This window comes from Fictibacillus fluitans (genome assembly GCF_030418125.1).
GTDB classification, from domain to species: Bacteria; Bacillota; Bacilli; order Bacillales; family Fictibacillaceae; genus Fictibacillus_C; species Fictibacillus_C fluitans.
On record NZ_JAUHTR010000001.1, the window covers coordinates 592,448 to 616,665 of the forward strand.

The following is a 24,218-nucleotide window of genomic DNA, read 5'->3' on the forward strand; positions in this document are numbered from 1 at the left end:
TATACGGATAACACTTATAACACATCAAGCAAACGGTGTAGCACATCACCCCCTATATAGGATAAACCTACTATAATCGTTTTCTGACAACTGTGAAATTAAATTTATCGGCTCTAAAATAATTACAGGAATATAAAACCGGCTCATCATTCTGGTCGTAGTGCATTTGCTTCAACACAAGAAGAGAGGCTTCTTCGGGACAATTGAGGATTTCTGAAATTCGTTCATGAAATCCGAGAGGTTCAATCGTTGTAACGGCATACATAACACGTTTCCCAACTTCCCTTTCCAGCATTTCGAGCATGGAAAGGTATTTATGCTGCGATTCCGCAGGCATGAACGTTGCCGGCATTTGGTCAATACAGTACACAACTGGCTCGCTGTCAGCGGTTCTTACCCGCTCCACCACATTAATTTCGCCGTTTGGCGGAAGTTTAAATTGATGTTTGAGTTCATCCGCAGCCGGAACCACCACTGACGAAATAAAAACGGTGTCAGCCTTTTTGCCTGCACGTTCAATCATTTCAGTCACACTGAAGAGTTCTTCAATTCCGGAAGAAAATAGGGCTCTGGTCCTGACAAAGGTTCCTACTCCGTGTTTTCTGATCAGCACGTTTTCGTCCTCAAGGATGCGCAGCGCTTCGCGTAATGTCGCCCTGCTGATGCCCAACTGTTTTGACAGCTCAAATTCCGACGGGAGTTTTTCTCCCTCTTCATATGTGCCATTTTCGATGTCGGTTTTTAATTTCTCAATGACTTTTAGATACAGCAGACGATGATCCGTCTTTATGGACACGTTTTCACTCACCTCGATAGACAATCAAAACCATTAGTAAAGTACTATTTTTTTAAGTGTAAAAGTTTTTTGACAAATAAATAAAATAATCGACATTAATATATCATTTTTATCATGAGAAATAAATACTATTTTTTGAGATTTTTCTAAAAGGGGAATATACACATTATTCAGAAAAAAGAGGCTAAAAATGGAACCCCGGATCCGGGGGGTTCCGTTTTTAGCTTGATGCCTGGTTTTGTTCGGGAAGAGAAGTGATCAGCACTTCCCTTGGCTTGCTGCCCTCATATGGTCCGATGACTCCCTTTGCCTCCATGGCATCCACAAGCCTTGCTGCGCGGGAGTACCCAATCCGGAAGCGCCGCTGAAGCATGGAAACCGAAGCCGTCTGCATGTCCACCACAAGCTTGACCGCATCTGGGAACAAATCATCCTCCACTTCCATTGACACCTGCGCTTCCTCGGTTGGAATCATGTCCTTCTGGTATTGCGCTTTTTGCTGTCCGATTACAAATTCCACTATTTTTTCTACTTCCTGATCCGACAGAAAAGCTCCCTGGACCCTTGTAGGCTTGGATGTGCCCGAAGGGAAAAAGAGCATATCACCGCGGCCGAGCAGCTTTTCTGCGCCGCCCATATCAAGAATGGTGCGCGAGTCAGTCTGGGAAGAAACACTGAACGCAATCCTGGACGGGATATTGGCCTTGATGATGCCTGTAATTACATCCACCGATGGCCGCTGAGTGGCGATAATCAAATGAATTCCGGCTGCGCGTGCCATTTGGGCCAGACGAATAATGGCGTCTTCCACATCTCCTGATGCCACCATCATTAAATCTGCCAGCTCGTCCACAATTACGACAATGTAAGGAAGAGTCGGCTGTTTCGCATCACTTTCGTTGTTTGCTCTGCGTATGCCTTCATTGTACCCTTCAATATTACGGGTCCCCGTGTGCGAGAACAATTCATAACGGCGTTCCATTTCGCTTACTACACGTTTTAGGGCCTGTGCTGCTTTTTTCGGTTCGGTTACGACCGGAGCCAGGAGATGGGGAACACCGTTATATACATTCAATTCAACCATTTTCGGGTCAATCATCATCATTTTCACTTCATGTGGTTTGGCCCTCATCAGAATACTCGTAATGATGCCGTTGATACATACACTTTTCCCGCTTCCTGTTGCCCCGGCAACCAGAAGATGAGGCATCCTGGAAAGCTCGGCAAAAATGGGTTCCCCCGAGATATCCCTCCCCAGCCCGATAGCGAGTTTGGAGGTTTGTTTCTGATACTGACTTGACTCAAGGACTTCACGCAGTGTAACTGTCGCTACTTCCTGGTTGGGAACTTCAATGCCGACCGCCGATTTGCCGGGAATCGGCGCCTCAATCCGGATGTCTTTGGCGGCAAGAGCCAACGCTATATCGTCTGCGAGATTGACGATCTTGCTTACCTTTACTCCAACATCAGGATAGACTTCATATTTTGTTACAGCAGGTCCGAGATGGACCTTCAGCACCCTTGCTTTCACCCCAAAGCTTTCAAAGGTTTTCTCCAGTTTTTTTGCATTGCTTTTGCTCGCAGAATATTGCCGTTCCTTATGCTGTCCATTGGAGGTTGGCCTCACGAGTAAATCCATAGTAGGAAGCAAGTAGTTTTCGTTATGTTCTTCCTCAGTCTGTTCAAAGCTTGCAGGAAGTTCGTCTTGCCTGTCTTCTGCTGGAGCTTTATTCGTTTCTGTTTTTGGCTCTGCTTCTTCATCGAAGCCTTTGGCACCAAATTTAAGCTGTACTGCCGGGCTTTCATCACCCTGCACATTCCTCGTGAAGTCTTCAATAATCGGTTCGTACTCTTCATCCATTGCCTGAGGTTCATGCTGGAGATGAACCGGCTCCTGTGATCTTTGCGCACTTGGCTTCTGCACCGTCTTTCGGTTTTCTTTCAGCTCCTGCCGTTTATTTTGAAACGATTCATAGGCAGTGGAAGAAAGGCTGCCCGCTGTTTCCGCCAATTTTGCGATCACACCTGACAGTGACTTTCCGGTAATTAAGATAATGGCAATAATCATGACAAAAACGAGAATCACCGCAGAACCTTGTACACCGAACAAAAAATGAAACATGGCAAAGCCCACGGCTCCAATCATGCCTCCGCCCAGGTCTCCCAGCGGAATGCTTCCGGACAGCTGTGACCAATAAATCTCCCATGTATTCCGGATGACGGAAGGATCCGACCACTTTCCCTGCTTGGAAAGAAGAGAAAACAATTTCAGATGACTAAGTATCAGCATGGATATGTAAAATAAATAAAAACCTGCCAGGCGTTTTCCCCAAACCGGCGGGGATTTTCGTTTCCAAATCAAATAAATGGCAATGACAAGAGTCCCTATCAGCAGTACTCCGTACCATTCTCCGCTGAAAAATTTTAAAAACTGCACAAACGCCTGCCCGACTTTCCCCATTTTGGCAAAGGCAAGCAGTGTTAAAGCAAGCAAAAGAAGGCCAGCTAGCTCAAAGCTCAACTGTTCTTTCCAGGCTGATGTCTTTTTTGATGTTTTTTTATTTCGTTTTGCCATTCTTTCACCTCTTTTTCCTTAAACCAACTAAAGCAGCCGCTAAAGGGCTGCTTCTTTGTTCATTATTATATCACAGGGGCACACTTGTTTTCTATTGGTTTACAAATGAGTTCATCGACAGAATTTGCCCTGGTCCGCATGAATCATCCATAAAATGAGCCGGATCGGTACTGATGACGCGGACCACCTTATATTCCATGGGTGAGACCTGCTCCACAAGAAGCGGAATATTATTGTACAGGACGGTCACCGGCTGGCCTTGGTCCTCTGCAGTTGCTTCCTGCGGAAACATCAGTTCCAACGGCATGATGGTATACCATATCATTGGATCACCTCCAGCCCGTCATCCGTTTTGGGCTTCCGGTTCTGGTCCATCAGTTCATTCAGTTTCGCGATCGCCTGTCCCACTCCGCCCACTTCGTTAATCAGTCCGTCGTTGACAGCATCTTTTCCAATCACGTTTGTTCCTATATCGCGGGTTAAATTCCCCTTGGAAAACATCAGTTCTTTAAACTTTTCCTCAGTTATATCTGAATGTGAGGTTACAAAATTGATGACCCTGTCCTGCATTTTATCCATATATTCAAATGTCTGTGGAACACCGATTACCAGTCCTGTCAGCCGGACGGGATGAATCGTCATGGTCGCCGTTTCAGCAATGTAGGAATAATCCGCACTCACCGCTATTGGCACTCCAATGGAATGGCCTCCGCCAAGCACAAGAGATACGGAAGGTTTTGAAAGAGAAGCAATCATTTCTGAAATGGCAAGCCCTGCTTCCACATCCCCTCCAACTGTATTCAAAATAATGAGAAGGCCTTCGATTTTGGGATTTTGTTCAATGGCCACCAGCTGCGGAATGAGGTGTTCATATTTGGTTGTCTTGTTGTTGGGAGGAAGCTGGACGTGTCCTTCAATCTGGCCGACAATCGTCAGGCAATGAATGCTTGATCCTTCCATTTGCGGAATGTTGGTTTGGCCAAGAGACTGCAGTTTGGTGACCAGACTGTTTTGGTCGGGATTGCTTTCTGGTGTGCCCGGCTGTTTGGGCTCCTGCTCATCGTTTATATCATTTGAAAAGCGGTTCATATAATAACCCCCTGCGATTATATCAATTTTCTTTTAGTATGAACGCTCGGGTTATTTTCATTCCGAAGAAAAAAAGCCTGCGGGATCGCAGGCTTAAATTTCCATAATAATAGGCATGATCATTGGACGGCGACGCGTTTTATCAAACAGATAGTGACTTAATGAATCACGCATGTTGGATTTTAAGGAAGACCAATCTTTAACTTTTTCCTGTATGCAACGGTCGAGAACTTCCGTTACAAGTGAATTCGCTTCCTGAAGAAGCTCTTCGCTTTCGCGGACATACACAAAGCCGCGGGAGATAATTTCCGGTCCTGAAATGATCTGATTGGAAGCTTTGCTGATCGTAACGACCACAACAAGTATTCCATCCTGGGAAAGCAATTTCCGGTCGCGGAGAACAATGTTGCCGATATCTCCTACTCCCAGACCATCAACCAGTACATTGCCGGCTGGTACTTTGCCTGTTCGCTTGGCGGTTTCATCCGTGAATTCAACCACTTCGCCTTTTTCGAGAATAAATATATTTTCCGGAACCACACCTACCTGCAGTGCAAGGTTCTGGTGGGCTTTTTGCATTTTATATTCACCGTGAACGGGGATGAAATATTTAGGCTTCATTACGCTTAGCATTAATTTTAAATCTTCCTGGCTTCCGTGACCGGAAACGTGAACTTTGCGTTGTCCGAAAACCACGTCTGCTCCAGTTCGCATCAGAAGATCCACAATACGTGCCACGGACCGTTCGTTACCCGGAATCGGAGTTGCGGCGATGACAACGGTATCGGTATGCCTTATCGCTATTTGTTTGTGGGCTTTATGGGCCATTCGCGAAAGAGCGGCCATTTGCTCTCCCTGGCTGCCTGTTGTCAGAATAACAATCCGGTCTTCGGCATAGTTATTAATCTGATCAATGGAAATGACGCTGTCTTTCTCGATGTTCAAGTAACCGAGCTCCGACGCAATATCTACAACCTTAACCATGCTTCGGCCGGTAATAATGACCTTTCGGTTGGTCTTCGCTGCTGCGTTAAAAATCTGCTGGATCCGATGAACATTGGAAGCAAATGATGCAATAATGACGCGGCCTTTCGCTTCCTCAAACACATTGTCAATCTCATGGCCCACAGATTTTTCCGACCCTGTCATCCCTGGCCGTTCAGCATTCGTGCTGTCGGAGAGAAGACAAAGCACCCCTTTTTGGCTCAGCTCTGAGATTTTGGCAAAGTCCGTATGCTTACCATCGATCGGGGACTGGTCAATCTTGAAATCCCCCGTATTCACGATGATTCCCTGCGGTGTGTGAACGGCAATACCGACGGAATCAGGAATACTGTGATTGGTACCAAAAAAAGTGACTTTATGTTCGCCAAAGTCGAGGACAGAATCAGAACTAACCAAAAAGGTCTTCGTGCTGCGCTGAAGCCCAGCTTCCTTAAGCTTTGCGTCTACAAGCCCGAGTGTCAGCTTCGTTCCATAAACCGGAACCGGAAGCTGCTTTAATATAAAGGGAAGGCCGCCGATATGGTCCTCGTGGGCGTGAGTCAGAAAGATCCCCTTTACTCTGTCCTTGTTTTGCACAAGGTAAGTAATGTCAGGAATCACAATATCAATGCCCAGCATTTCTTCCTGCGGAAACATGAGTCCCGCATCCAGGACAAAGATATCTTCCCCCGCTTCGACCACATACATGTTTTTGCCAATTTCCCCTATACCGCCCAGGGCAAAAACTCTTACTTTATCGCTATTTTGTTGTTTTGTTGTCAATGTAATAATCCTCCTAGTTGTGTGTTATGTATTTCTCCGTTCACGTCACTTGCACTTATTATAGCTTATGTTCGAAAGCGAATACAAGGAGAACTGTTTTTTCTTTTGCCAGTTAAATAAAAAAAAAGCGGCCAGGCGGCCGCTTTTTTATACTGAGATATTCATGACTTGGGATAGTGATTCCCGCTGCTGGTGGTTAAGGGGCAGTAAAGGAAGCCTCACACTGCCTACATCGAGCCCTTTAAACTGAAGGGCTGTTTTTACCGGAGCAGGGCTCGGCGCCTTGAACAGTTCATCCATAACAGGCAGAAGCTTTCGGTGAAGGCTGGCAGCTTCTGTCACGTTTCCTTGTTTATAGGCCGTAACCATTCTTTGCATCTCGTTTCCGATAATATGGGAGGCAACCGATACAATGCCAGTGCCGCCGATAGACAATACAGGCAGTGTCATGCCATCGTCTCCGCTGTACAGCTGAAAGTTTTCTGTCTCTTCGATGATCCGGCTCATATCTCCCAGGTTGCCGCCCGCATCTTTAACCGCAATTACATTCGGTATTTTTGACAGCTCGATCACAGTATCAGCCGTAAAATGTACAACCGTACGGCCGGGTACATTATACGCCATGATGGGCAGGCTGGTGACTTCTGCAATCGCCTTGAAATGGGCGATTATTCCTTCCTGGCTTGGTTTATTATAATACGGAGCGACGATCATAATAGCATCGACTCCCGTTTCTTCCGCTTTTTTTGTCAAATCAATGGAAGCTCTTGTGTTGTTGCTGCCTGTGCCGGCGATTACCGGTACTCTCTTGTCTACTACTTTTACAACATGGCGGAACAACGCAAGTTTTTCTTCCGTTGATAATGTTGGGGATTCACCCGTCGTCCCTGCAACGACAAGGCTGTCACTTCCGTTTTCAATTAAATAATTAACCAGTTTGGTCGTTTTCGTAAAATCAATATTCCCCTTACTGTCAAAGGGAGTAACCATTGCTGTACTAACGTTTCCAAAATGCATGAATTTCAGCTCCTTAAATCTTGCAATCAACTGCCGCTCTTCGTACTTATTCCGACAGCTGCCGGCCCTTTGAATGGATATTGTGCAGTTCAAAAGCTCTGTGCAGAGCATTCACTGCTTTAACCATATCATCCTGTCGGACAAGCACCCAAATGGTAGTATGAGAATCTGCAGATTGCAGTATTTGTATGTTTTCATTAACCAGTGCTTCTACGATCCTCGCGGTTACACCGGGTACGCCGGACATTCCCGCGCCCACTGCTGATACTTTGGCACAGTTTCTGGTGATTTCCGGTGAATAACCATGTTCGCGCAACACCTTTTCTGCATGCTCGGCCATATTTTCCATTACCGTGTATACGACGCCTTTTGGACTGATATTAAAAAAGTCCACAGAAATCTGCTCTTTCGCCATTGCCTTAAAGACATTCGTGTGCAGATCATATTGAGCATCCCTGGCGAACACCTTGATCTGAGTGACCTTTGGAACATGGGCGATGCCTGTAATGACATGATCCTGTACGTCTCTTCCTGCGCCCTTCGACGTTGCTGAAGTGACCAGTGTACCTGGAAGCTCAGAATAGGTTGACCGGATTCTGAGCGGAACCTTCGCCTGCATGGCAATCTCTACCGCCCGGGGATGTATCACCTTTGCTCCCTGATAGGCCATGTTGCAAATTTCGTTATATGTGACAACGGAAAGCGGCTGTGCATCTTCTACAATCCGTGGATCCGCCGTCATCACACCTTCTACATCTGTAAATATATCAATATATTCAGCGCCAAGAGCAGCACCCAAAGCCGAGGCAGAGGTGTCGCTGCCGCCACGGCCCAGCGTGGTGACATCACCGTTGGCAGCTTCCCCCTGAAATCCTGCGACTACCACTGCATCATGTGTTTCAAGCATGGATTGCAGGCGTTCGCACTGCATATCGGTAATCCGCGCATTTTTATGCTCATCATTGGTCCGGAATCCCGCCTGTGAACCGGTAATGGCAGAGGCCGAAATCTCTTTTGATTTCAAAAGGTTGGAAAACACGACAGAGGAAATAATCTCTCCACAGGAAAGAAGCAGATCATATTCTCTGCTTTCCACATATTGATCATTATTCCCCAGCAGCCGAAGCAATGTGTCGGTGGCATATGGATCGCCCGAACGTCCCATGGCCGATACTACACAGACTACCTTGTAGCCTTCACTAATCGCCCGTCTCACATGCTGTGCCGCCAGTTCCCTTCCTTTTTCATCTTTTAAAGATGTGCCGCCAAATTTTTGTACGATTATTTTCATGAAGTTAGCACCTTCTTTAATTAGTTCAGCAAACCAAGTTTAATGAGGCTTTCTGCAATTTGAACCGAATTCCAGGCAGCACCTTTTAACAGGTTGTCAGATACAATCCACATATGGTAACCATTGTCCCGGTCCAGGTCTTTTCGGATCCGTCCTACGAAGACATCGTTTTTGCCAACACAATTTGCCGGCATTGGATAGATTTGGTTTTGTGGATCATCCTGAAGAGTGATGCCTTCAGATGCAGACAAAAGCTCTTTAATTTCATGGACGGAAGAAACATCTTCTCCAAGCTCTACATAAACGGATTCGGAATGGCCCGTCTCTACCGGAAGCCTGACACAGGTTGCCGCCACTTCAAGTGCTGGCATATGCATGATTTTCTTGGTCTCGTTAATCATTTTCATTTCTTCAAACGTGTAGCCATTGTCCTGGAATTTATCAATTTGCGGCACCGCATTAAAGGCAATCTGATAATGCTTCTTGTCACCTGCACAAGGCAGGATTTCAGGGGTAAATTCTTTTCCGTCCAAAATATCCTGAGACTGGGATTTAAGCTCCTGAATGGCTTTTGCACCCGCACCTGAAACCGCCTGGTAAGTGGATACAATCACTTTATTTAATCCGTACTTCTCCTGCAGGGGCTTTAGTGCGACAACCATCTGAATGGTTGAGCAGTTCGGATTGGCGATAATCCCCTTGTGTTTGGCAATATCTTCTTCATTCACTTCAGGTACCACCAAAGGGACATTTTCATCCATGCGGTACGCACTGGTATTGTCAATAACCACCGCTCCGCGTTTTACGGCTTCCGGTGCCAGGTCCTTTGAAATGGACCCGCCTGCAGAGAACAAAGCAATGTCCACTCCTTCAAATGCGTCGGGAGTCGCTTCCTCAATAACGACTTCCTCCCCTTTATACTCTACACTTCTCCCGGCAGACCGGCTGCTCGCAAGAAGAGACAGCTTTGCAATTGGAAAATTTCTTTCTTCAAGTGTTTTAAGCATTTGTTGTCCGACTGCGCCTGTTGCTCCGACTACAGCTACATGAAATCCTTTTTGAGTCATTTAACACTATCTCCTTTGTTCTCCATACTTGAATTTAAAACATAAAGAGAGAAACACGAATGTTTCTCCCTTTATGAAACATCATTGTTTCCTTCACTGCTTCAAAATGAGAGTTACTTGCTTTCCAATAAACATTTTATTTCACATTTTATCATAATTCGCGCCATTGGTAAGCTATTTTTCACATTTAATACGATTGAGACATCCGGAGCACAGGCTGAAGCTGTTTTCCTTCCAGCGCAGCCTCAACGGTTTCAAGGAGATATTCCATGTGCGCGACCAGCGAATTTTGCTTATTTACCGGATCATCCTGGCCGTAGGGTATAAAATAAATGTTTTTGGCAGCCATTAGCTTCATGATGTTTACGCCGTTTAATCCAAGTCCGTCATTTGTAGATATTCCCAGGACAACCGGCGACTGGTTCCTCATGGTGGCTTTTGCAGCCATCAAAACGGGAGAATCTGTCATGGCGTTGGCAAACTTGCTGATGGAATTGCCGGTAAGCGGTGCGATAACCATGCAGTCCAGAGGAGTCTTCGGTCCGAACGGCTCGGCTTTGACTATCGAATTAACGGCTTCATTACCTGTAAGTTTTGTTATTTTTTCAAGCCATTCTTCTCCTTCACCGAATCGGGTATTTGTGTTCTGCACGGTATGCGTTACAAAAGGGGTTACCTTCGCTCCCCCATCCACCAGCCGCTTGATTTGGGGGTATACAGCATCATATGTGCAGTGTGAACCTGTCAAACCAAATCCTATATGTTTACCATGAACCTTCATTACACTTTCCCCTTTCGAGTACTCATTTGTTCACCTATTAATTGGGAAAGAACATTGCCAAGAATCTGGCCAGCTGTCTTTGGTGCAACGATGCCAGGCAATCCGGGCGCCAGCAAAGCCTTGATGCCTCTTTTTTCAGCATACTTGAAATCCGTGCCGCCCGGCTTGGAAGCCAGGTCTATAATCAATGTCTGTGTCGGCATTTTAGAAATCACATCAGATGTTACAATTTGGAACGGAATCGTATTGATGCATACATCCGTGTTGGTCACTTCTTTCTGCAGATGATCAAGATGAAAAGGTATAAAGCCCATTTCGCTGATTCTTGCTAAATGCTCGGGTTTTCTTGCTCCAACTTTTACATGTGCGCCAAGCGCATCAAACGCTCTTGCCACACTCATACCCACCCGGCCGAAACCAAGGACAACGGTGTTGGAATTATGAATGGTCGTGTCCGTATTCTGAATCACCATCATTAAAGTCCCTTCAACCGTCGGAATGCTGTTATAGATCGCTACGTCATCCCGGTCAAAGAGCTGGGTGTGACCTTTGCCGTTTTGTGAAATAATTTTGTTCAAGTAAGCATTCGTAATACCGGAATACACATGACAGTGTTCCGGGGTTCTTTTTAAATGCTCAGAAGTAAGTATGATGCGTTTATTCGAGAAAATGGTATCAATTTCTCCGCTCGGTCCCGTTCCGTTCACTGGAAGTATGATCACATCCAGTTTGGAAAAGTCGACTTCACCAATATCCATTTTCGAAGCTCCTGTAAATCCATGGTCGAGCTGGTCAAACCCCACAAGCACAAGATTCGCCCCTTGTTCGGCCAACTTACGAATCACTTCCAGCTGTCTGGCATCACCGCCAAATATAGCAACCTGCAAGTCAGTTAACATGCTTCCTCCCCTTTCTCTGTCACTCCGTTATAAACAGGGGAAATCCTTGTTCATGTTCGCAACACCATCATATGAACCTTTTGCCTAGATGGTTACTGTGCCTATCCGGATGCAACAGGAATATAGTCGTTTTAATCGTTCTCATTTGCTCTATCATTATATTCAGGATTAAGTTTGGGGATTGAGTAGACAACCTAGGTCCAAGCCTGAATTAAAAAGAAAAAAACCTCCAGCATCTAAAAACTGCACCCCTGAAAGTAGGGATGCAGTTCTCGTGCTGCAGGTTTATTGCAATCCTTTTGGAAGTTCACCGGTCGGACTGACAAGGGAAGCGGAACATTCCTGGCTGAATATCTTTTCAATCAGAGAATCTACACTTTCTGTTGTCACCCCGTCGATCAATTGAACCATTTCGTCAAGTGAACGATGGTAATTCAGGATGAGCTCATTCTTGCCGTTTCTGCTCATTCTGCTGTTGGTGCTTTCCAGACTGAGCATGAGGCTGCCTTTAATTTGTTCTTTGGAGTTGGTAAGCTCTTTATCAGTAATTCCATTCTCCTGAAGATCGTTTACGATCATTTTCACGGTATCATACAGCTCATCAAGCTGGTTGGGAGCAGTTCCTCCGTAAATGGTGAACAATCCATTGTCCCGATAAGCCGAGTGGTAGGAGAACACGGAGTAGGCCAGACCGCGCTGCTCACGGACTTCCTGAAACAAACGGCTGCTCATGCTGGATCCAAAAATATTATTGAGCACAATCAGTGAAAATGTATCCGGATCTTTCAGCGACAACCCGGGGAATCCGAGACAAAGGTGTGCTTGCTCTGTTTCCTTCTTGCGGGCAATCTTTTGACTGTGAAAGACAGGTGTCTGCAGGTTTGAAGCCGTCTGGCTGCCTGAATAGCTTCCAAACAGATCTTCAATCTCTTTGACAAAACTCTCTTCTACATTTCCGGCCACCGAAATGACCACATTTTCAGGTGTATAGTAGTCTTCCATGTAATTGCGGAGGGTTTGCCCTGTAAACGTATTCAGGGTGTTTTCCGTGCCAAGGATCGGATAGCCGAGAGAATGCTGATGAAAGCTGGCCCTGCTGAGAAGATCATGAACAATATCATCCGGTGTATCTTCATACATTTTGATCTCTTCGAGCACAACATTCTTTTCTTTTAACAGCTCCTGCTCATCAAACGCCGAGTTAAAAAACATATCAGACAGTACGTTCAGCGCTCTCGGTGCATGCGTATCGAGCACCTTCGCATAATAGCATGTATATTCTTTGGAAGTAAACGCATTGACCTGGCCGCCAATGCTGTCAAATGATTCAGCGATTTCCCTGGCACTGCGGGTTGCTGTTCCCTTAAAGAACATATGCTCTAAAAAGTGAGAAACTCCATTATTTTCGGGAACCTCAAAACGTGAACCAGTGCCGATCCATACCCCGATCGCTACGGAACGGACGGTTGGAATCTTTTCCAGAACGACCCTCACGCCGTTAGGACATGTATGTCTAGTAATCAAACCTGTTTCCCCCTAGCTGTAATTCCATCTCTAGGAACAATATATCATTAACGTACTTATCACACAACAATGTTATTCAGCAGAAGAGTTGAAGTGCAGGCGTTTTTCATCAACCAGTTCGCTCACCGTTCCAATGGAATACCCTTTTGCTTTAATGCCGTCGATGATTTGCTTTAGTCCATCAGCGGTTGATGCTGTTGGATGCATAAGGATCATGGCTCCCGGATGCAGTTTCCTGATGACGGACTGGGCCATTACTGCCGGATCCGGCTTTCTCCAATCCACCGTATCTACGGACCACATGATGGTCCTCATGTTCTCTTCCGCAGCAATTTTAACGACATCATCACGATAGGAGCCGCTTGGAGGCGCAAACCATTTAACTGGAACTTGCTTCTTTTCTCCAAGTGTCGCCTGAATTACTTGATTGGTATTCACAAGTTCTTTCCTGATTCGTTCGTTCGTTAATTTCTTCATATCCGGATGGGTGTATGCGTGATTTCCGATTTCATGCCCTTCATCCAATATCATTTTTGCGAGACTCGGATTCTTTTTGACCCATGAACCGTCGAGGAAAAAAGTCGTATGAACATGAGCATTTTTCATTACCTTTAAAAGTTTTGGCAGGTATTCATTTCCCCACGCCACATTCACCAGGAGCGTTACCATGGGTTTTTCCGGATTCCCTTTATAAATGGGCGAAGGCGGCAGATCCTGCAGCTTCACTTTTGGCGGTATTTGTTTAAACACCAGTTTTCTCTCATCCATCACTTTGCTGCCCTTTAACTTTTTGTACGATGCATCAATATCCAGTTCCATGCCGTTATAACCGGGGATGGCCTTCCAAACCCTGTCTATTTTGGCATCGACCGGTGATTTATGGTAGGATGGCGCTTTTTTCTGAAGCTGTTCGTACAGGCTGTTTTCCTGCATATTGGACACCGCCGCCGTCTGGTCCTTCATCTTTTCGATGTATGTGGAGGTAAACGGGTTTTGCACCATACCGACAGCAAACGCAAGAATCAGGGCCGCCATGCTCATATGCAGCAGATTTCTCTTCATCTCACTTCCCTCCCCTTAAAAAGGTATGTCCATTCCGGGAGGGTTAGAACAAAGGAGCAACGCTCTGGTGAAGGTGCTTTCAAGCTCTGGACAAATAAAAAAAACCGATGTAATGAACGGCACCCCTATCATCAAAATAGGGGTCACAGTCCAAAACCGGTTTTTTATTATTGCTGCTCGCTATTCTTTTCTTCTTGTTCTTTCTTTTGCTCTTTCAAAACAACTTTCCTTGAAAGATTTACACGGCCCTGGTTATCAATCTCGGTAACCTTGACACGAATGATATCTCCGAGCTTGAGTACATCCTCTACTTTACCGATGCGTTCTTCAGCAATTTCGGAAATGTGTACAAGACCGTCTTTGCCGGCAAAGAGTTCCACGAAAGCTCCAAATTTCTCAATTCGTTTGACTTTACCATCATAGTACTCGCCTACTTGCACTTCTCGGACAAGGTCAGCAATAATTTTTTGCGCCTTTTCGTTCATCGTTTGGTCGGCAGATGCGATAAATACAGTGCCGTCTTGCTCGATGTCGATTTTCACGCCTGTTTCTTCAATAATTTTATTAATGATTTTTCCGCTTGGCCCGATTACGTCTCTGATCTTATCAGGATTAATTTTCATCGTGATAATTTTAGGAGCATAGGTAGATAGCTGCTTTCTAGGTTCAGGCAGCGTTTCAAGCATTGAGGAAAGAATGTGCATTCGTCCTTCTTTCGCCTGAGTCAAAGCCTGCTCCAGGATTTCACGGTTAATTCCTGAAATTTTGATATCCATCTGCAATGCGGTAACACCTTTTTCAGTACCGGCTACCTTAAAGTCCATATCCCCAAGATGGTCTTCCATCCCCTGGATATCAGTAAGAACCGTTACATCCTGGCCATCGCTCACCAAGCCCATCGCAATACCGGCCACTGGTGCTTTGATTGGAACACCTGCATCCATCATAGCAAGTGTACTTGCGCAAATGCTCGCCTGTGAAGTTGAACCATTGGATTCAAGCACTTCAGACACAAGACGAATCGTGTAAGGAAAGCTCTCTTCAGATGGGATAACCGCTTCAAGAGCACGTTCTCCAAGAGCACCATGTCCGATTTCGCGGCGTCCCGGTCCTCTCATAAAGCCTGTTTCACCAACGCTGAATGGAGGGAAGTTATATTGATGCATAAAACGCTTGGATTCTTCCACACCCAAACCGTCAAGAACCTGTACATCTCCCAGTGCACCCAGTGTACAAACACTCAATGCCTGAGTTTGGCCGCGTGTAAACAGCCCGGATCCGTGCGTACGGGCGAGCAGAGTGACATCAGAGGAAAGGGGACGGATTTCATTGATCTTTCTTCCATCCGGACGAATCTTTTCTTTCAGGATAAGTCGTCTGACTTCGCCTTTAATCAGCAGCTGAAGCACTTCTTTTGCTTCATCCACTTTTTCTTCATCCGTTTCTTCGTAATGAGAAACCACCCGGTTCTTTAACTCATCAAGCGCAGTTTGTCTTTCCTGCTTATCAAAAACAGAAACAGCTGCTGCCAAGTCAGAATCCAAAAAGCTGCGCACTTCTTCCACAAGCTGCTGGTCAACTTCATGCAGTACAACTTCCATTTTTTCTTTTCCAAGCTCTTCAACAATCTTATCCTGGAAGGCAATCAATTTCTTGATTTCCTCATGAGCGAACATGATCGCTTCCAGCATAACTTCTTCAGGAACTTCCTTGGCTCCCGCCTCTACCATATTGATGGCATCCTTGGTCCCTGCTACCACAAGATTAATGTCACTTTTCTCGTTTTGTTCAACGGTTGGATTGACGATGAATTCACCATCAATACGGCCAATGGTAACACCCGCAATCGGCCCTTCAAACGGAATATTTGAAATTGATAATGAAAGAGATGACCCGATCATCGCTGCCATTTCGGAAGAACAATCCTGATCCACACTCATGACCGTGCTGACAACCTGTACTTCATTTCGAAATCCGTCGGCAAAAAGCGGGCGGATCGGACGGTCAATCAGGCGGCTGGCGAGAATGGCTTTCTCACTCGGACGGCCTTCCCTCTTGATAAATCCGCCAGGGATTTTACCAACCGCATAAAGACGCTCTTCATAGTTTACTGTAAGCGGAAAAAAGCTTAAGTTTTTTGGCTCTTTTGAAGCCACAGCTGTTGAAAGAACGGCAGTATCACCATATCTGACAAACACCGCTCCATTTGCTTGCTTTGCAAAATTCCCAATTTCAAAAGACAGTTCTCTGCCTGCCCAGTCCATAGAAAAAATACGTTTCTCTTGTTCCATTTCTATTGGTACTCCTCTCGACAATAAACGAAAATATTTATGTCACTATTATATCCTAAACTGAACGTTCCTAAAAAGAAAAACTAAGCCAGCCTTTTTAAGTATACAGTTAATCTGCTATGTACGCTTTTTTTATTTATAAAGCATTGCTGTCCTTGAGAACCGTTGATTTTCGTTTCAGGATGCTCGCTTTCCGTGGGCGGGCGCTGAGCCTTACCGGCGTAAACGCCTACTTCCTCGTCGCAAGCTCCTGCGGGAACGGTGCATGCACCTCATTGGTCTCATCTATCCCGCTTTTCCCACTGGAGTCTCGCACCTTACACTATAATCAACCATGCACTGAAGGTACTTTGCAGGATGAAATATTTTTAAAAAACAAACTTTGGTTAAAAATCATAAAGATTTTTTTACAGAAAAAAAGCGGGAATGATTCCCGCTTTTCCGATTAACGACGCAATCCAAGCTTTTTGATAAGCTCACGATAACGTGTAACATCTTTGTTACGTAGATACGTTAGCAAGTTACGACGTTTACCTACCATTTTCAAAAGGCCACGACGTGAGTGGTGATCCTTTTTATGAGTACGCAAATGGTCATTAAGAGTGTTAATCTGCTCTGTAAGGATAGCGATCTGAACTTCTGGAGACCCAGTATCAAGATCATGAGTTTTGTACTCGCTGATCAGTTCATTTTTACGTTCTTGAGAAATTGCCATCCTGTTCACCTCCTTTAAAATATAAACCCCGACTACCGAGCAAACGTCGGTGAAATCGTCCTGCCAAGCAGCGGTTGTTTGTACTTGACGTACAGATAATAGATTACCTCTTTTTTGAGAATAATGCAAGAGCAAGCCTATTTTTCATAAAAATAATTTAATCCGGCCTGTTTATCTGCGCCAATTTGTTTGACAAGGGCATCCACAGATTCAAACTTCTTCTCGTCCCGGATTCTGGAAAGCCAGTGAACCTCTACATCCTTGCCGTAGATGTTTGAAGAAAAATCGAAAAGATGTACCTCGATCGACGCTTCCCGTTCTTCATGGAAGGTTGGTTTGGTTCCGATATTCGCTACTCCGTTCAATCGCTGCCCGTCCACTTCAGCCTGCACAATGTATACCCCGTTGGCCGGTATCAAATACTCGGGAGCAGGTTCAACATTGGCTGTTGGGAATCCGATGGACGTTCCCCGGCTCTCTCCATGCACCACCTTGCCTGAAATGCTGTATGGCCTGCCCAAATATTCGGGAATTGCGTCGACGTTTCCGTCCTTCAGCAGGTTGCGAATAAGCGTAGAACTGATTTTCTGTCCATTTCGCTCCAATTTTTCAATCACTGTCTGTGAAAATGCACCGCCGGCACTTTCCTCCATCACCGCCATGTTTCCTTTGCCATATTTACCATACGTATAGTCAAATCCAGCAACCACATGCTTTACATGGAGACCAATGAGATATTCCTGAATAAAACTCATCGGTGAGAGAGAGGCAAACTCTTCATTGAACTCTACAAGATAGAAAATATCAATCCCAAGTTCACGCAGAAGCTCCTCTTTTTTCTCAATCGGCGTCAAATAAGAGACGTGGGCTTCCTTTTTTCCAAGCACAACGGAGGGGTGAGGATGAAAGGACATGACCGCTGATGTCAGCTTTTCCTGACGGGCAATAGCGGATGCTGTCCCGATTACCTTCTGGTGCCCAAGGTGCAGACCGTCGAAATACCCCAGGGCCATGACCGTTGGGGGAAGGTCATTCTTATTGAACTGATGCGGATGTGTGAGCGTTATTGTTTTCAAAAATTTCACCTTCTAACTCTGTGCGTTACTCAACGGCTAAAATTTTTTCCGGTTTCATCATACCGGGCTTGTCCGGATGTTGTTTATAAAGAGCGATACACGCTCCATTTTTATTATAAACGGCAAACGGGCTGTTTTGCACCCCGGACACCATGGGAAGAACGGCACCATGCTTCATGCGCATCTCCATTTCATCATCACAAATGATGGAATCAAAATGAGCGATAGCCTTCTCAATGGGAAGGAAAAGTCCGTTCATATTGCCCTCTTGAACAGCCTGTTCGATCTGTTCAAAGGTAAAGCACTCTTCCATCGTAAAAGGGCCGGAGCTGGTGCGGACCAGGTGGGACATGTGAGCGGGGTACCCCAATTTTTTCCCGATATCCACCGCTAATGTTCTAACATAGGTTCCTTTGCTGCAGCTGACAAAGAAAGGGAAAACCGGATATGGGCCAAAAAAGTGTGTTTCCTCAGATAGCAAGTTCAACTCGTAAATCGTCGTTTCCCTTGCCGGCCTTTCCACTTCAATGCCTTCCCGCGCATATTGATACAGCTTTTTCCCATTCACTTTTACAGCAGAAAACATGGGCGGAACCTGCATGATCCGGCCTGTAAGTGCGGCCAGTGCATCTTTAACTGCCTGCGCGGACAAACCCTCGGGTACCGGCTTGTCTTCCACCACGTCGCCATGGGCGTCCTCAGTGGCTGTCGCTTTTCCAATCATAGCTTCCGCCTGATAGGACTTTGGATAGTCGGACATATACTGGGCAATTTTTGTCGCTCTTCCGACACAGACGGGAAGCACTCCCGTTACTTCGGGATCGAGCGTGCCTGTATGCCCCACTTTTTTTGTTCTCAGTATTTTTCTAAGCTTTGCCACGCAGTCATGAGATGTCATTCCCGCTGGCTTTAATAAGGGTAAAATGCCTTCTGGCTGTATTTCTGCCATTTGTTGATAACCCACCTTTTTCACATCAAAAAAGAAGAGACAGACAAACCAAGGGCTGCCTATCTCTTATTGTAATCACTATCATCATCTGAACTTTTGATATCGGTCAGCAATGTCTCGATACGGCTTCCATATTCAATGGACTCATCAAATTTGAAAGAAATTTCCGGTGTTTTGCGCAGCCGGATCCTCTTGCCGATTTCAGTCCGGATAAAACCGGAAGCTTTGGCCAGACCCCTTAGCGTCTGTTCCTTTTGTTCATCATCACCAAAAACAGAAATAAATACTGTCGCTTGCTGCAGGTCGCCCGTTACCTCAACTCCTGTAACGGTCACAAAACCGATGCGGGGATCCTTCAGCTTTCGGCCAATGATATCTCCCAGTTCCTTTTTCATCTGTTCTCCGATGCGGTTGGATCGGATTTCACTCATTTCTTACACCCCGTTTCTATCCAGCCATTATAACCATTCGATAACCGAAGACGTTACTTCGAGCTCAGGAATGCTGCTGATCAGCTTGATTGCCCTTTGAAGTTCCTGTTCCACGATTAGTTTGTCCTTTGAAATGGTTACAATTCCAAGTTCAGCTCTCTGCCATAAATCATGAAAGTCGGTCTCGGAGACAGCAAGATTAAATTGCTGTCTTAACCGGGTAACGACCTTTTTCACAACGGAGCGTTTATCCTTCAGGGAATGGGACTCATAAATGAAGCATTCCACAGTCAGGAAACCAATCATGCCCGTTTAATTTCTTCCATGACGTATGCTTCGATGACATCTCCTTCTTTAATGTCATTGAACTTTTCTAATGTTATACCACATTCATATCCTGCACTAACTTCTTTTGCATCATCTTTAAAACGTTTAAGGGCGTCAATTTTCCCTTCATAGATAACAACGCCATCACGGATCAGGCGCACAGTGGAATCACGGGTAACCTTACCATCCGTAACATAACATCCGGCAATTGTTCCCACTTTTGACACTTTAAATGTAGTACGGATTTCCACCTGTCCAATAACCTTCTCTTCGAACTCTGGGTCAAGCATACCTTTCATTGCCGACTCAATCTCTTCGATAACGTTATAAATGATTCTGTGCAGGCGCACATCTACTTTTTCAGCATCTGCGGTACGTTTCGCATTGTTGTCCGGGCGCACGTTAAATCCGATAATAATCGCATTGGATGCAGAAGCAAGGATAATATCCGATTCAGTGATCGCTCCTACTCCTGTATGAAGAATCTTCACCTTGACGCCTTCCACATCAATTTTTTGAAGGGAACCGGCAAGCGCCTCGGCAGAGCCTTGTACGTCCGCTTTAATAATCACATTGATTTCTTTAATATCTCCCTCTTTGATCTGATTGAACAAATCTTCAAGGTTGAGTTTGGAAGATTCCTTACGCTGGGCTTCCATTTGTTTTTTAGAGCGTGCTTCACCAATCTGGCGTGCTTTCTTTTCATCGGTAAACACCATGAATTGATCGCCTGCCTGAGGCACATCATTGAGCCCGGTAATTTCAACCGGTGTAGAAGGACCGGCTACTTTCACACGGCGTCCGAGGTCATTGACCATGGCGCGCACGCGGCCGAACGTATTTCCGACTACAATCGGATCCCCAATGTTCAGTGTTCCGTTTTGTACGAGAAGAGTCGCAACAGATCCGCGGCCTTTATCAAGCTGCGCCTCAATAACAGTACCCTGTGCAGAACGGTTCGGATTCGCCTTAAGTTCTTCAACTTCAGCCACAAGCTGGATCATCTCGATCAAGTCGTCGATTCCTTCTCCTTTAATGGCGGACACATTAACGAAAATTGTATCTCCACCCCAGTCTTCAGGAATAAGGGCGTGCTCGGTAAGTTCCTGCATTACGCGGTCAGGATTGGCTGCTTCCTTATCCATTTTGTTTACTGCCACAATGATCGGCACTTCTGCAGCCTTTGCATGGTTGATGGCTTCAACAGTTTGCGGCATAACACCGTCATCAGCGGCGACCACAAGAATTGTGATATCCGTTACTTGGGCTCCTCTGGCACGCATTGTTGTAAACGCAGCATGTCCCGGTGTATCAAGGAACGTAATTTTCTTCCCTTTGTCTTCGATCTGGTACGCACCGATATGCTGAGTAATTCCGCCTGCTTCACTGGCGGTTACTTTTGTGTTTCGGATCGAATCAAGCAAGGTGGTTTTACCGTGGTCAACGTGACCCATGATGGTAACAACCGGAGGACGTACGGAAAGATCCTCTTCTTTATCGTTATTTTCATAGTTTTCGAATTCGGTTACATCAATGATGATTTCCTCTTCTACTTCCACGTTGTAATCTGACGCAATAAGCTCAATGGTTTCTTTATCAAGCTCCTGATTGATCGTTGCCATAACTCCCAGAGCCATCAATTTTTTAATGATTTCAGATGGTTCTTTCGCCAGCTTCTTCGCAAGCTCACTGACTGTAAGTGATTCAGAAAAAGTAATCTTATCCGGTGTTACCGGAGTCGGCTTCGGCTGTGGAGCTGGAGCTGCTTTCCCTCGGTTGTTATTGTTGTTATTTTTGTTGTTTCGGTTTTTATTATTAAAATTGCTGTTGTTTCTGTTCCCCTGCGGTCTGTTTCCGCCCTTTTGGCCTGGTTTCGCATTTTGCTGCTGACCGCTGTTGCTTTTTTGAGCGGGTTTAGCGTTTTGCTGATTGCTCTTTTGAGCCGGTTTTGTGTTATTGCTGCTGCCATTATTCTTCTTGGGTGCTTCGTCTTTTTTAATTTTCATAGTGTTTTCTTTTTTACTCTCATTTCTATTTTCGACTTTGTTCACATTGGATGGATTCTTTTTATGTTCTATTTTATGTTTCTCCTCTGTTTTCGAATTTTTGGGTTGATAGGCATCATTTAATTTACGGATCGCTTCTTCATCGATCATCGACATATGGTTGGATACATCCACATTCATGTTTTTTAGTTTATCAATGATATCCTTGCTTTGAACATTTTGTTTTTTCGCATATTCATATACACGCATCTTACTCATATGTTCACCCCCGAATGGTTTAATCAAGTAAAGTTTTTAACTTTTTTGCAAATCCTTGATCGGTTACGGCAACAACCACGCGCTGGTCCTTGCCAATCGCATTGCCGAGAGAATAGCGGTTTTCTATCCATTTTATCTCTACCCGGTAAAACGAACATTTATCGGTTATTTTTTTCTTTGTATTGTCCGAAGCATCCCGGGAAAGCAGAACACATTTTGCCTGTTGCTTCTGCACCGCTTTCACGACAAGTTCTTCCCCTGAAATGCATTTTCCTGCCCTGGTGGCCAATCCAAGCAATGAGGCCCATGGTGATGTATTCAATGGGTTATACTCCCTTTTCCAGTTCAGCGAATACTTCATCCGGAACCTGGGCCTTCAGTTGATTGCTGAGGCTGCCCTTTTTCTTCGCAAGGTTAAAACAAGACGCCTGATTGCATAAATACGCGCCTCTCCCTGATTTCTTTCCCGTCGGGTCAACGAAGACTTCGCCTTCAGGAGAACGGACAATCCTGATCAAATCTTTTTTTTCTTTCATTTCCTGGCAGGCTACACATTTCCTCATCGGAATTTTCCGTGTTTTCATCCTGCTCACCCCCATGTATCTTACAGTTCTTCTTCAGCAGATTCAAATTCTTCCTGTGCAGCTTCACCGTTATAAAGTCCGGATTCTTCTGCATCGGACTGGCTTTTAATATCAATCTTCCAGCCGGTCAATTTGGCTGCGAGTCTTGCATTCTGTCCCCGTTTCCCGATGGCAAGTGAAAGCTGATAATCAGGTACAATAACGGTCGTCATTTTTTCCTCTTCATTCACAAGAACTTCAAGCACCTTGGCAGGGCTGAGAGCGTTTGCTACATACACAACCGGATCCTCTGACCATCTCACAATATCAATTTTCTCGCCATTGAGCTCATTGACAATCGTTTGAACACGGCCGCCTTTTTGACCGACACATGAGCCTACCGGATCAACTTCAGGATCTGCTGCATGTACAGCAATCTTGGAACGGTCTCCCGCTTCCCTGGCTATTGATTTCACTTCAACTGTTCCATCATAAATTTCCGGCACTTCAAGCTCGAAAAGTCTCTTTAATAGACCAGGATGTGTTCTTGATACAAGAATTTGCGGGCCTTTTGTGGTTTTTTCAACCTTCGTAATGAACACCTTTATACGGTCGTTGGTTGTATACTTCTCACCAGGCATTTGTTCAGCGGCTGGAAGCAATGCTTCAACACGCCCAAGGTTTACGTATATATAACGATGGTCCTGGCGCTGTACGACACCGGTAATGATATCTTCCTCGCGGTCAATAAACTCTGAGAAAATAATGCCGCGTTCCGCTTCCCTTACCCTTTGTGTTACAACCTGCTTTGCAGTTTGGGCAGCAATCCGGCCGAAATCGCGTGGAGTTACCTCCAATTCAACAACATCTTCCAGTTCATATTGCGGGTTAATCTTATGCGCCTCATCAACCGAAAGCTCCTGCCGCGGATCGGTTACTTCTTCCACCACATTTTTACGGGCAAAGACTTTAATGCTTCCTGTTGTTGTATTAAAATCCACTCTCACATTTTGTGCCTGGTGGAAATTTCGTTTGTACGCCGAGATCAAAGCGGCTTCAATCGCTTCAATTAGAATATCTTTGCTGATTCCCTTTTCTTTCTCCAAAAAAGTAAGTGCATCTAATAGCTCGCTACTCATCCATTTTCTCCCCTTTGTTAATTGAACACAACTGCAAGTCTGGCACTTGCTATCTTGTTGTATGGCAGTTCCACTTCCGTACTGCGCGTTTTTACTTTAACTTGCAGCTTGACCGTTTCACCATCGAATTCCAGCAGTTTGCCTTCAAATTCTTTTGAACCATCAATCTGTTCATACATTTTGATGTGGACGTTTTTGCCCACAGCCTTTGCTATGTCTTCCGGTTTTTTTAATGGGCGTTCAACACCGGGTGATGATACTTCCAGAAAGTATGCCTGTTCAATCGGATCGATTGTATCCAGTTTTTCACTGAGGCGTTCACTGACCGTTCCGCACTCTTCAATGTCTACACCTTTTTCATTATCAATAAATACGCGAAGGAACCAGTTTTTTCCTTCTTTTACAAACTCGATATCTACGAGCTCAAGGTTTAATTCTTCCAAAATCGGGGTTACGAGCTCCTCGGTAGTTTCCGTGATTTTCTTACTCATAAACATCCTCCCTTCAACCAAAAAATCCTTTTCCAAAACGAAACGAAAGAGTGGGTTTCCCCACTCTTCTCCCGAAAGGTATTCACAGTATTTCCAAAATTACT

Annotated in this window: 23 protein-coding genes; all 23 read right to left on the reverse strand. The window is 45.3% G+C overall.

Going from position 1 to position 24,218, the window contains the following annotated elements; all coding sequences use genetic code 11:
• Positions 1 to 70: 70 nt before the first annotated feature.
• Positions 71 to 796: a GntR family transcriptional regulator gene (locus tag QYB97_RS02875; RefSeq protein WP_301164435.1), complete on the reverse strand. Its 726-nt coding sequence runs from the start codon at positions 794 to 796 to the stop codon at positions 71 to 73.
• 220 nt (positions 797 to 1,016) lie between these two features.
• Entirely contained in the window at positions 1,017 to 3,371 is a 2,355-nt protein-coding gene (locus tag QYB97_RS02880) for an FtsK/SpoIIIE family DNA translocase (protein WP_301164436.1), read from the reverse strand.
• Between the two features lie 91 nt (positions 3,372 to 3,462).
• Positions 3,463 to 3,696: a YlzJ-like family protein gene (locus tag QYB97_RS02885; RefSeq protein ID WP_301164437.1), complete on the reverse strand. Its 234-nt coding sequence runs from the start codon at positions 3,694 to 3,696 to the stop codon at positions 3,463 to 3,465.
• Positions 3,693 to 4,460, reverse strand: coding sequence for a ClpP family protease (locus QYB97_RS02890; RefSeq protein ID WP_301164438.1), 768 nt, complete (start codon positions 4,458 to 4,460; stop codon positions 3,693 to 3,695). The genes QYB97_RS02885 and QYB97_RS02890 overlap by 4 nt, the downstream gene beginning before the upstream one ends.
• Positions 4,461 to 4,553: 93 nt before the next feature.
• On the reverse strand, positions 4,554 to 6,227 hold the full coding sequence (locus tag QYB97_RS02895) for a ribonuclease J (RefSeq protein ID WP_301164439.1): 1,674 nt from the start codon (positions 6,225 to 6,227) through the stop codon (positions 4,554 to 4,556).
• A gap of 147 nt (positions 6,228 to 6,374) precedes the next feature.
• The gene (gene dapA, locus QYB97_RS02900) at positions 6,375 to 7,244 is read right to left on the reverse strand and encodes a 4-hydroxy-tetrahydrodipicolinate synthase (protein WP_301164440.1); all 870 of its coding nucleotides are present in this window, start codon (positions 7,242 to 7,244) and stop codon (positions 6,375 to 6,377) included.
• A 46-nt stretch (positions 7,245 to 7,290) separates the two neighbouring features.
• Positions 7,291 to 8,535: an aspartate kinase gene (gene dapG, locus QYB97_RS02905; protein WP_301164441.1), complete on the reverse strand. Its 1,245-nt coding sequence runs from the start codon at positions 8,533 to 8,535 to the stop codon at positions 7,291 to 7,293.
• A gap of 20 nt (positions 8,536 to 8,555) precedes the next feature.
• The gene (gene asd / locus QYB97_RS02910; RefSeq protein WP_301164442.1) at positions 8,556 to 9,602 is read right to left on the reverse strand and encodes an aspartate-semialdehyde dehydrogenase; all 1,047 of its coding nucleotides are present in this window, start codon (positions 9,600 to 9,602) and stop codon (positions 8,556 to 8,558) included.
• 187 nt (positions 9,603 to 9,789) lie between these two features.
• Positions 9,790 to 10,383 carry a dipicolinate synthase subunit B gene (gene dpaB, locus QYB97_RS02915; RefSeq protein WP_301164443.1) on the reverse strand — a complete coding sequence of 198 codons (594 nt, stop codon included), beginning with the start codon at positions 10,381 to 10,383 and terminating at the stop codon, positions 9,790 to 9,792.
• Positions 10,383 to 11,282 carry a dipicolinic acid synthetase subunit A gene (gene dpaA, locus QYB97_RS02920; RefSeq protein ID WP_301164444.1) on the reverse strand — a complete coding sequence of 300 codons (900 nt, stop codon included), beginning with the start codon at positions 11,280 to 11,282 and terminating at the stop codon, positions 10,383 to 10,385. The genes dpaB and dpaA overlap by 1 nt, the downstream gene beginning before the upstream one ends.
• 285 nt (positions 11,283 to 11,567) lie before the next feature.
• Positions 11,568 to 12,806, reverse strand: a complete 1,239-nt coding sequence (locus tag QYB97_RS02925) for a M16 family metallopeptidase (RefSeq protein WP_301164445.1) — start codon at positions 12,804 to 12,806, stop codon at positions 11,568 to 11,570.
• 72 nt (positions 12,807 to 12,878) lie between these two features.
• Positions 12,879 to 13,868 carry a polysaccharide deacetylase family protein gene (locus QYB97_RS02930; protein WP_301164446.1) on the reverse strand — a complete coding sequence of 330 codons (990 nt, stop codon included), beginning with the start codon at positions 13,866 to 13,868 and terminating at the stop codon, positions 12,879 to 12,881.
• Between the two features lie 167 nt (positions 13,869 to 14,035).
• On the reverse strand, positions 14,036 to 16,159 hold the full coding sequence (gene pnp, locus QYB97_RS02935; protein ID WP_301164447.1) for a polyribonucleotide nucleotidyltransferase: 2,124 nt from the start codon (positions 16,157 to 16,159) through the stop codon (positions 14,036 to 14,038).
• Between the two features lie 445 nt (positions 16,160 to 16,604).
• Positions 16,605 to 16,874 (reverse strand): 30S ribosomal protein S15, encoded by a 270-nt coding sequence (gene rpsO / locus QYB97_RS02940; protein ID WP_061969515.1) that lies wholly within the window; start codon positions 16,872 to 16,874, stop codon positions 16,605 to 16,607.
• 137 nt (positions 16,875 to 17,011) lie between these two features.
• A complete protein-coding gene (gene ribF / locus QYB97_RS02945; protein ID WP_301164448.1) occupies positions 17,012 to 17,950 on the reverse strand; it encodes a bifunctional riboflavin kinase/FAD synthetase in 939 nt (312 codons plus the stop codon).
• Between the two features lie 25 nt (positions 17,951 to 17,975).
• Positions 17,976 to 18,899, reverse strand: coding sequence for a tRNA pseudouridine(55) synthase TruB (gene truB, locus QYB97_RS02950; RefSeq protein ID WP_301164449.1), 924 nt, complete (start codon positions 18,897 to 18,899; stop codon positions 17,976 to 17,978).
• A gap of 59 nt (positions 18,900 to 18,958) precedes the next feature.
• The gene (rbfA, locus tag QYB97_RS02955) at positions 18,959 to 19,330 is read right to left on the reverse strand and encodes a 30S ribosome-binding factor RbfA (RefSeq protein ID WP_301164450.1); all 372 of its coding nucleotides are present in this window, start codon (positions 19,328 to 19,330) and stop codon (positions 18,959 to 18,961) included.
• A gap of 27 nt (positions 19,331 to 19,357) precedes the next feature.
• Positions 19,358 to 19,636 carry a DUF503 domain-containing protein gene (locus tag QYB97_RS02960; RefSeq protein ID WP_301164451.1) on the reverse strand — a complete coding sequence of 93 codons (279 nt, stop codon included), beginning with the start codon at positions 19,634 to 19,636 and terminating at the stop codon, positions 19,358 to 19,360.
• Complete coding sequence (gene infB / locus QYB97_RS02965; protein WP_301164452.1) at positions 19,633 to 21,921, reverse strand: translation initiation factor IF-2; 2,289 nt, start codon at positions 21,919 to 21,921, stop codon at positions 19,633 to 19,635. Before infB ends, QYB97_RS02960 begins: the two co-directional genes overlap by 4 nt.
• A 19-nt stretch (positions 21,922 to 21,940) precedes the next feature.
• Positions 21,941 to 22,243 (reverse strand): YlxQ family RNA-binding protein, encoded by a 303-nt coding sequence (locus tag QYB97_RS02970; RefSeq protein ID WP_301164453.1) that lies wholly within the window; start codon positions 22,241 to 22,243, stop codon positions 21,941 to 21,943.
• A 4-nt stretch (positions 22,244 to 22,247) separates the two neighbouring features.
• A complete protein-coding gene (gene rnpM, locus QYB97_RS02975; RefSeq protein ID WP_301164454.1) occupies positions 22,248 to 22,505 on the reverse strand; it encodes an RNase P modulator RnpM in 258 nt (85 codons plus the stop codon).
• 20 nt (positions 22,506 to 22,525) lie between these two features.
• Complete coding sequence (gene nusA / locus QYB97_RS02980) at positions 22,526 to 23,623, reverse strand: transcription termination factor NusA (protein WP_301164455.1); 1,098 nt, start codon at positions 23,621 to 23,623, stop codon at positions 22,526 to 22,528.
• 17 nt (positions 23,624 to 23,640) lie between these two features.
• A complete protein-coding gene (gene rimP, locus QYB97_RS02985) occupies positions 23,641 to 24,114 on the reverse strand; it encodes a ribosome maturation factor RimP (protein ID WP_301164456.1) in 474 nt (157 codons plus the stop codon).
• Positions 24,115 to 24,218: the final 104 nt, after the last annotated feature.

Excerpts from the sequence above, each read along its gene's own strand:
- dpaA (WP_301164444.1), bottom strand. The coding sequence starts at position 11,282 with ATGTTAACTGACTTGCAGGTTGCTATATTTGGCGGTGATGCCAGACAG.
- QYB97_RS02930 (WP_301164446.1), bottom strand. The coding sequence starts at position 13,868 with ATGAAGAGAAATCTGCTGCATATGAGCATGGCGGCCCTGATTCTTGCG.
- nusA (WP_301164455.1), bottom strand. The coding sequence starts at position 23,623 with ATGAGTAGCGAGCTATTAGATGCACTTACTTTTTTGGAGAAAGAAAAG.
- rbfA (WP_301164450.1), bottom strand. The coding sequence starts at position 19,330 with ATGAGTGAAATCCGATCCAACCGCATCGGAGAACAGATGAAAAAGGAA.
- rnpM (WP_301164454.1), bottom strand. The coding sequence starts at position 22,505 with ATGAAAACACGGAAAATTCCGATGAGGAAATGTGTAGCCTGCCAGGAA.
- dpaB (WP_301164443.1), bottom strand. The coding sequence starts at position 10,383 with ATGAAGGTTCATGGTAAACATATAGGATTTGGTTTGACAGGTTCACAC.
- QYB97_RS02885 (WP_301164437.1), bottom strand. The coding sequence starts at position 3,696 with ATGATATGGTATACCATCATGCCGTTGGAACTGATGTTTCCGCAGGAA.
- truB (WP_301164449.1), bottom strand. The coding sequence starts at position 18,899 with ATGGCAGAAATACAGCCAGAAGGCATTTTACCCTTATTAAAGCCAGCG.
- dapG (WP_301164441.1), bottom strand. The coding sequence starts at position 8,535 with ATGAAAATAATCGTACAAAAATTTGGCGGCACATCTTTAAAAGATGAA.
- dapA (WP_301164440.1), bottom strand. The coding sequence starts at position 7,244 with ATGCATTTTGGAAACGTTAGTACAGCAATGGTTACTCCCTTTGACAGT.
- rpsO (WP_061969515.1), bottom strand. The coding sequence starts at position 16,874 with ATGGCAATTTCTCAAGAACGTAAAAATGAACTGATCAGCGAGTACAAA.
- asd (WP_301164442.1), bottom strand. The coding sequence starts at position 9,602 with ATGACTCAAAAAGGATTTCATGTAGCTGTAGTCGGAGCAACAGGCGCA.
- rimP (WP_301164456.1), bottom strand. The coding sequence starts at position 24,114 with ATGAGTAAGAAAATCACGGAAACTACCGAGGAGCTCGTAACCCCGATT.
- pnp (WP_301164447.1), bottom strand. The coding sequence starts at position 16,159 with ATGGAACAAGAGAAACGTATTTTTTCTATGGACTGGGCAGGCAGAGAA.
- QYB97_RS02890 (WP_301164438.1), bottom strand. The coding sequence starts at position 4,460 with ATGAACCGCTTTTCAAATGATATAAACGATGAGCAGGAGCCCAAACAG.
- QYB97_RS02880 (WP_301164436.1), bottom strand. The coding sequence starts at position 3,371 with ATGGCAAAACGAAATAAAAAAACATCAAAAAAGACATCAGCCTGGAAA.
- infB (WP_301164452.1), bottom strand. The coding sequence starts at position 21,921 with ATGAGTAAGATGCGTGTATATGAATATGCGAAAAAACAAAATGTTCAA.
- QYB97_RS02960 (WP_301164451.1), bottom strand. The coding sequence starts at position 19,636 with ATGATTGGTTTCCTGACTGTGGAATGCTTCATTTATGAGTCCCATTCC.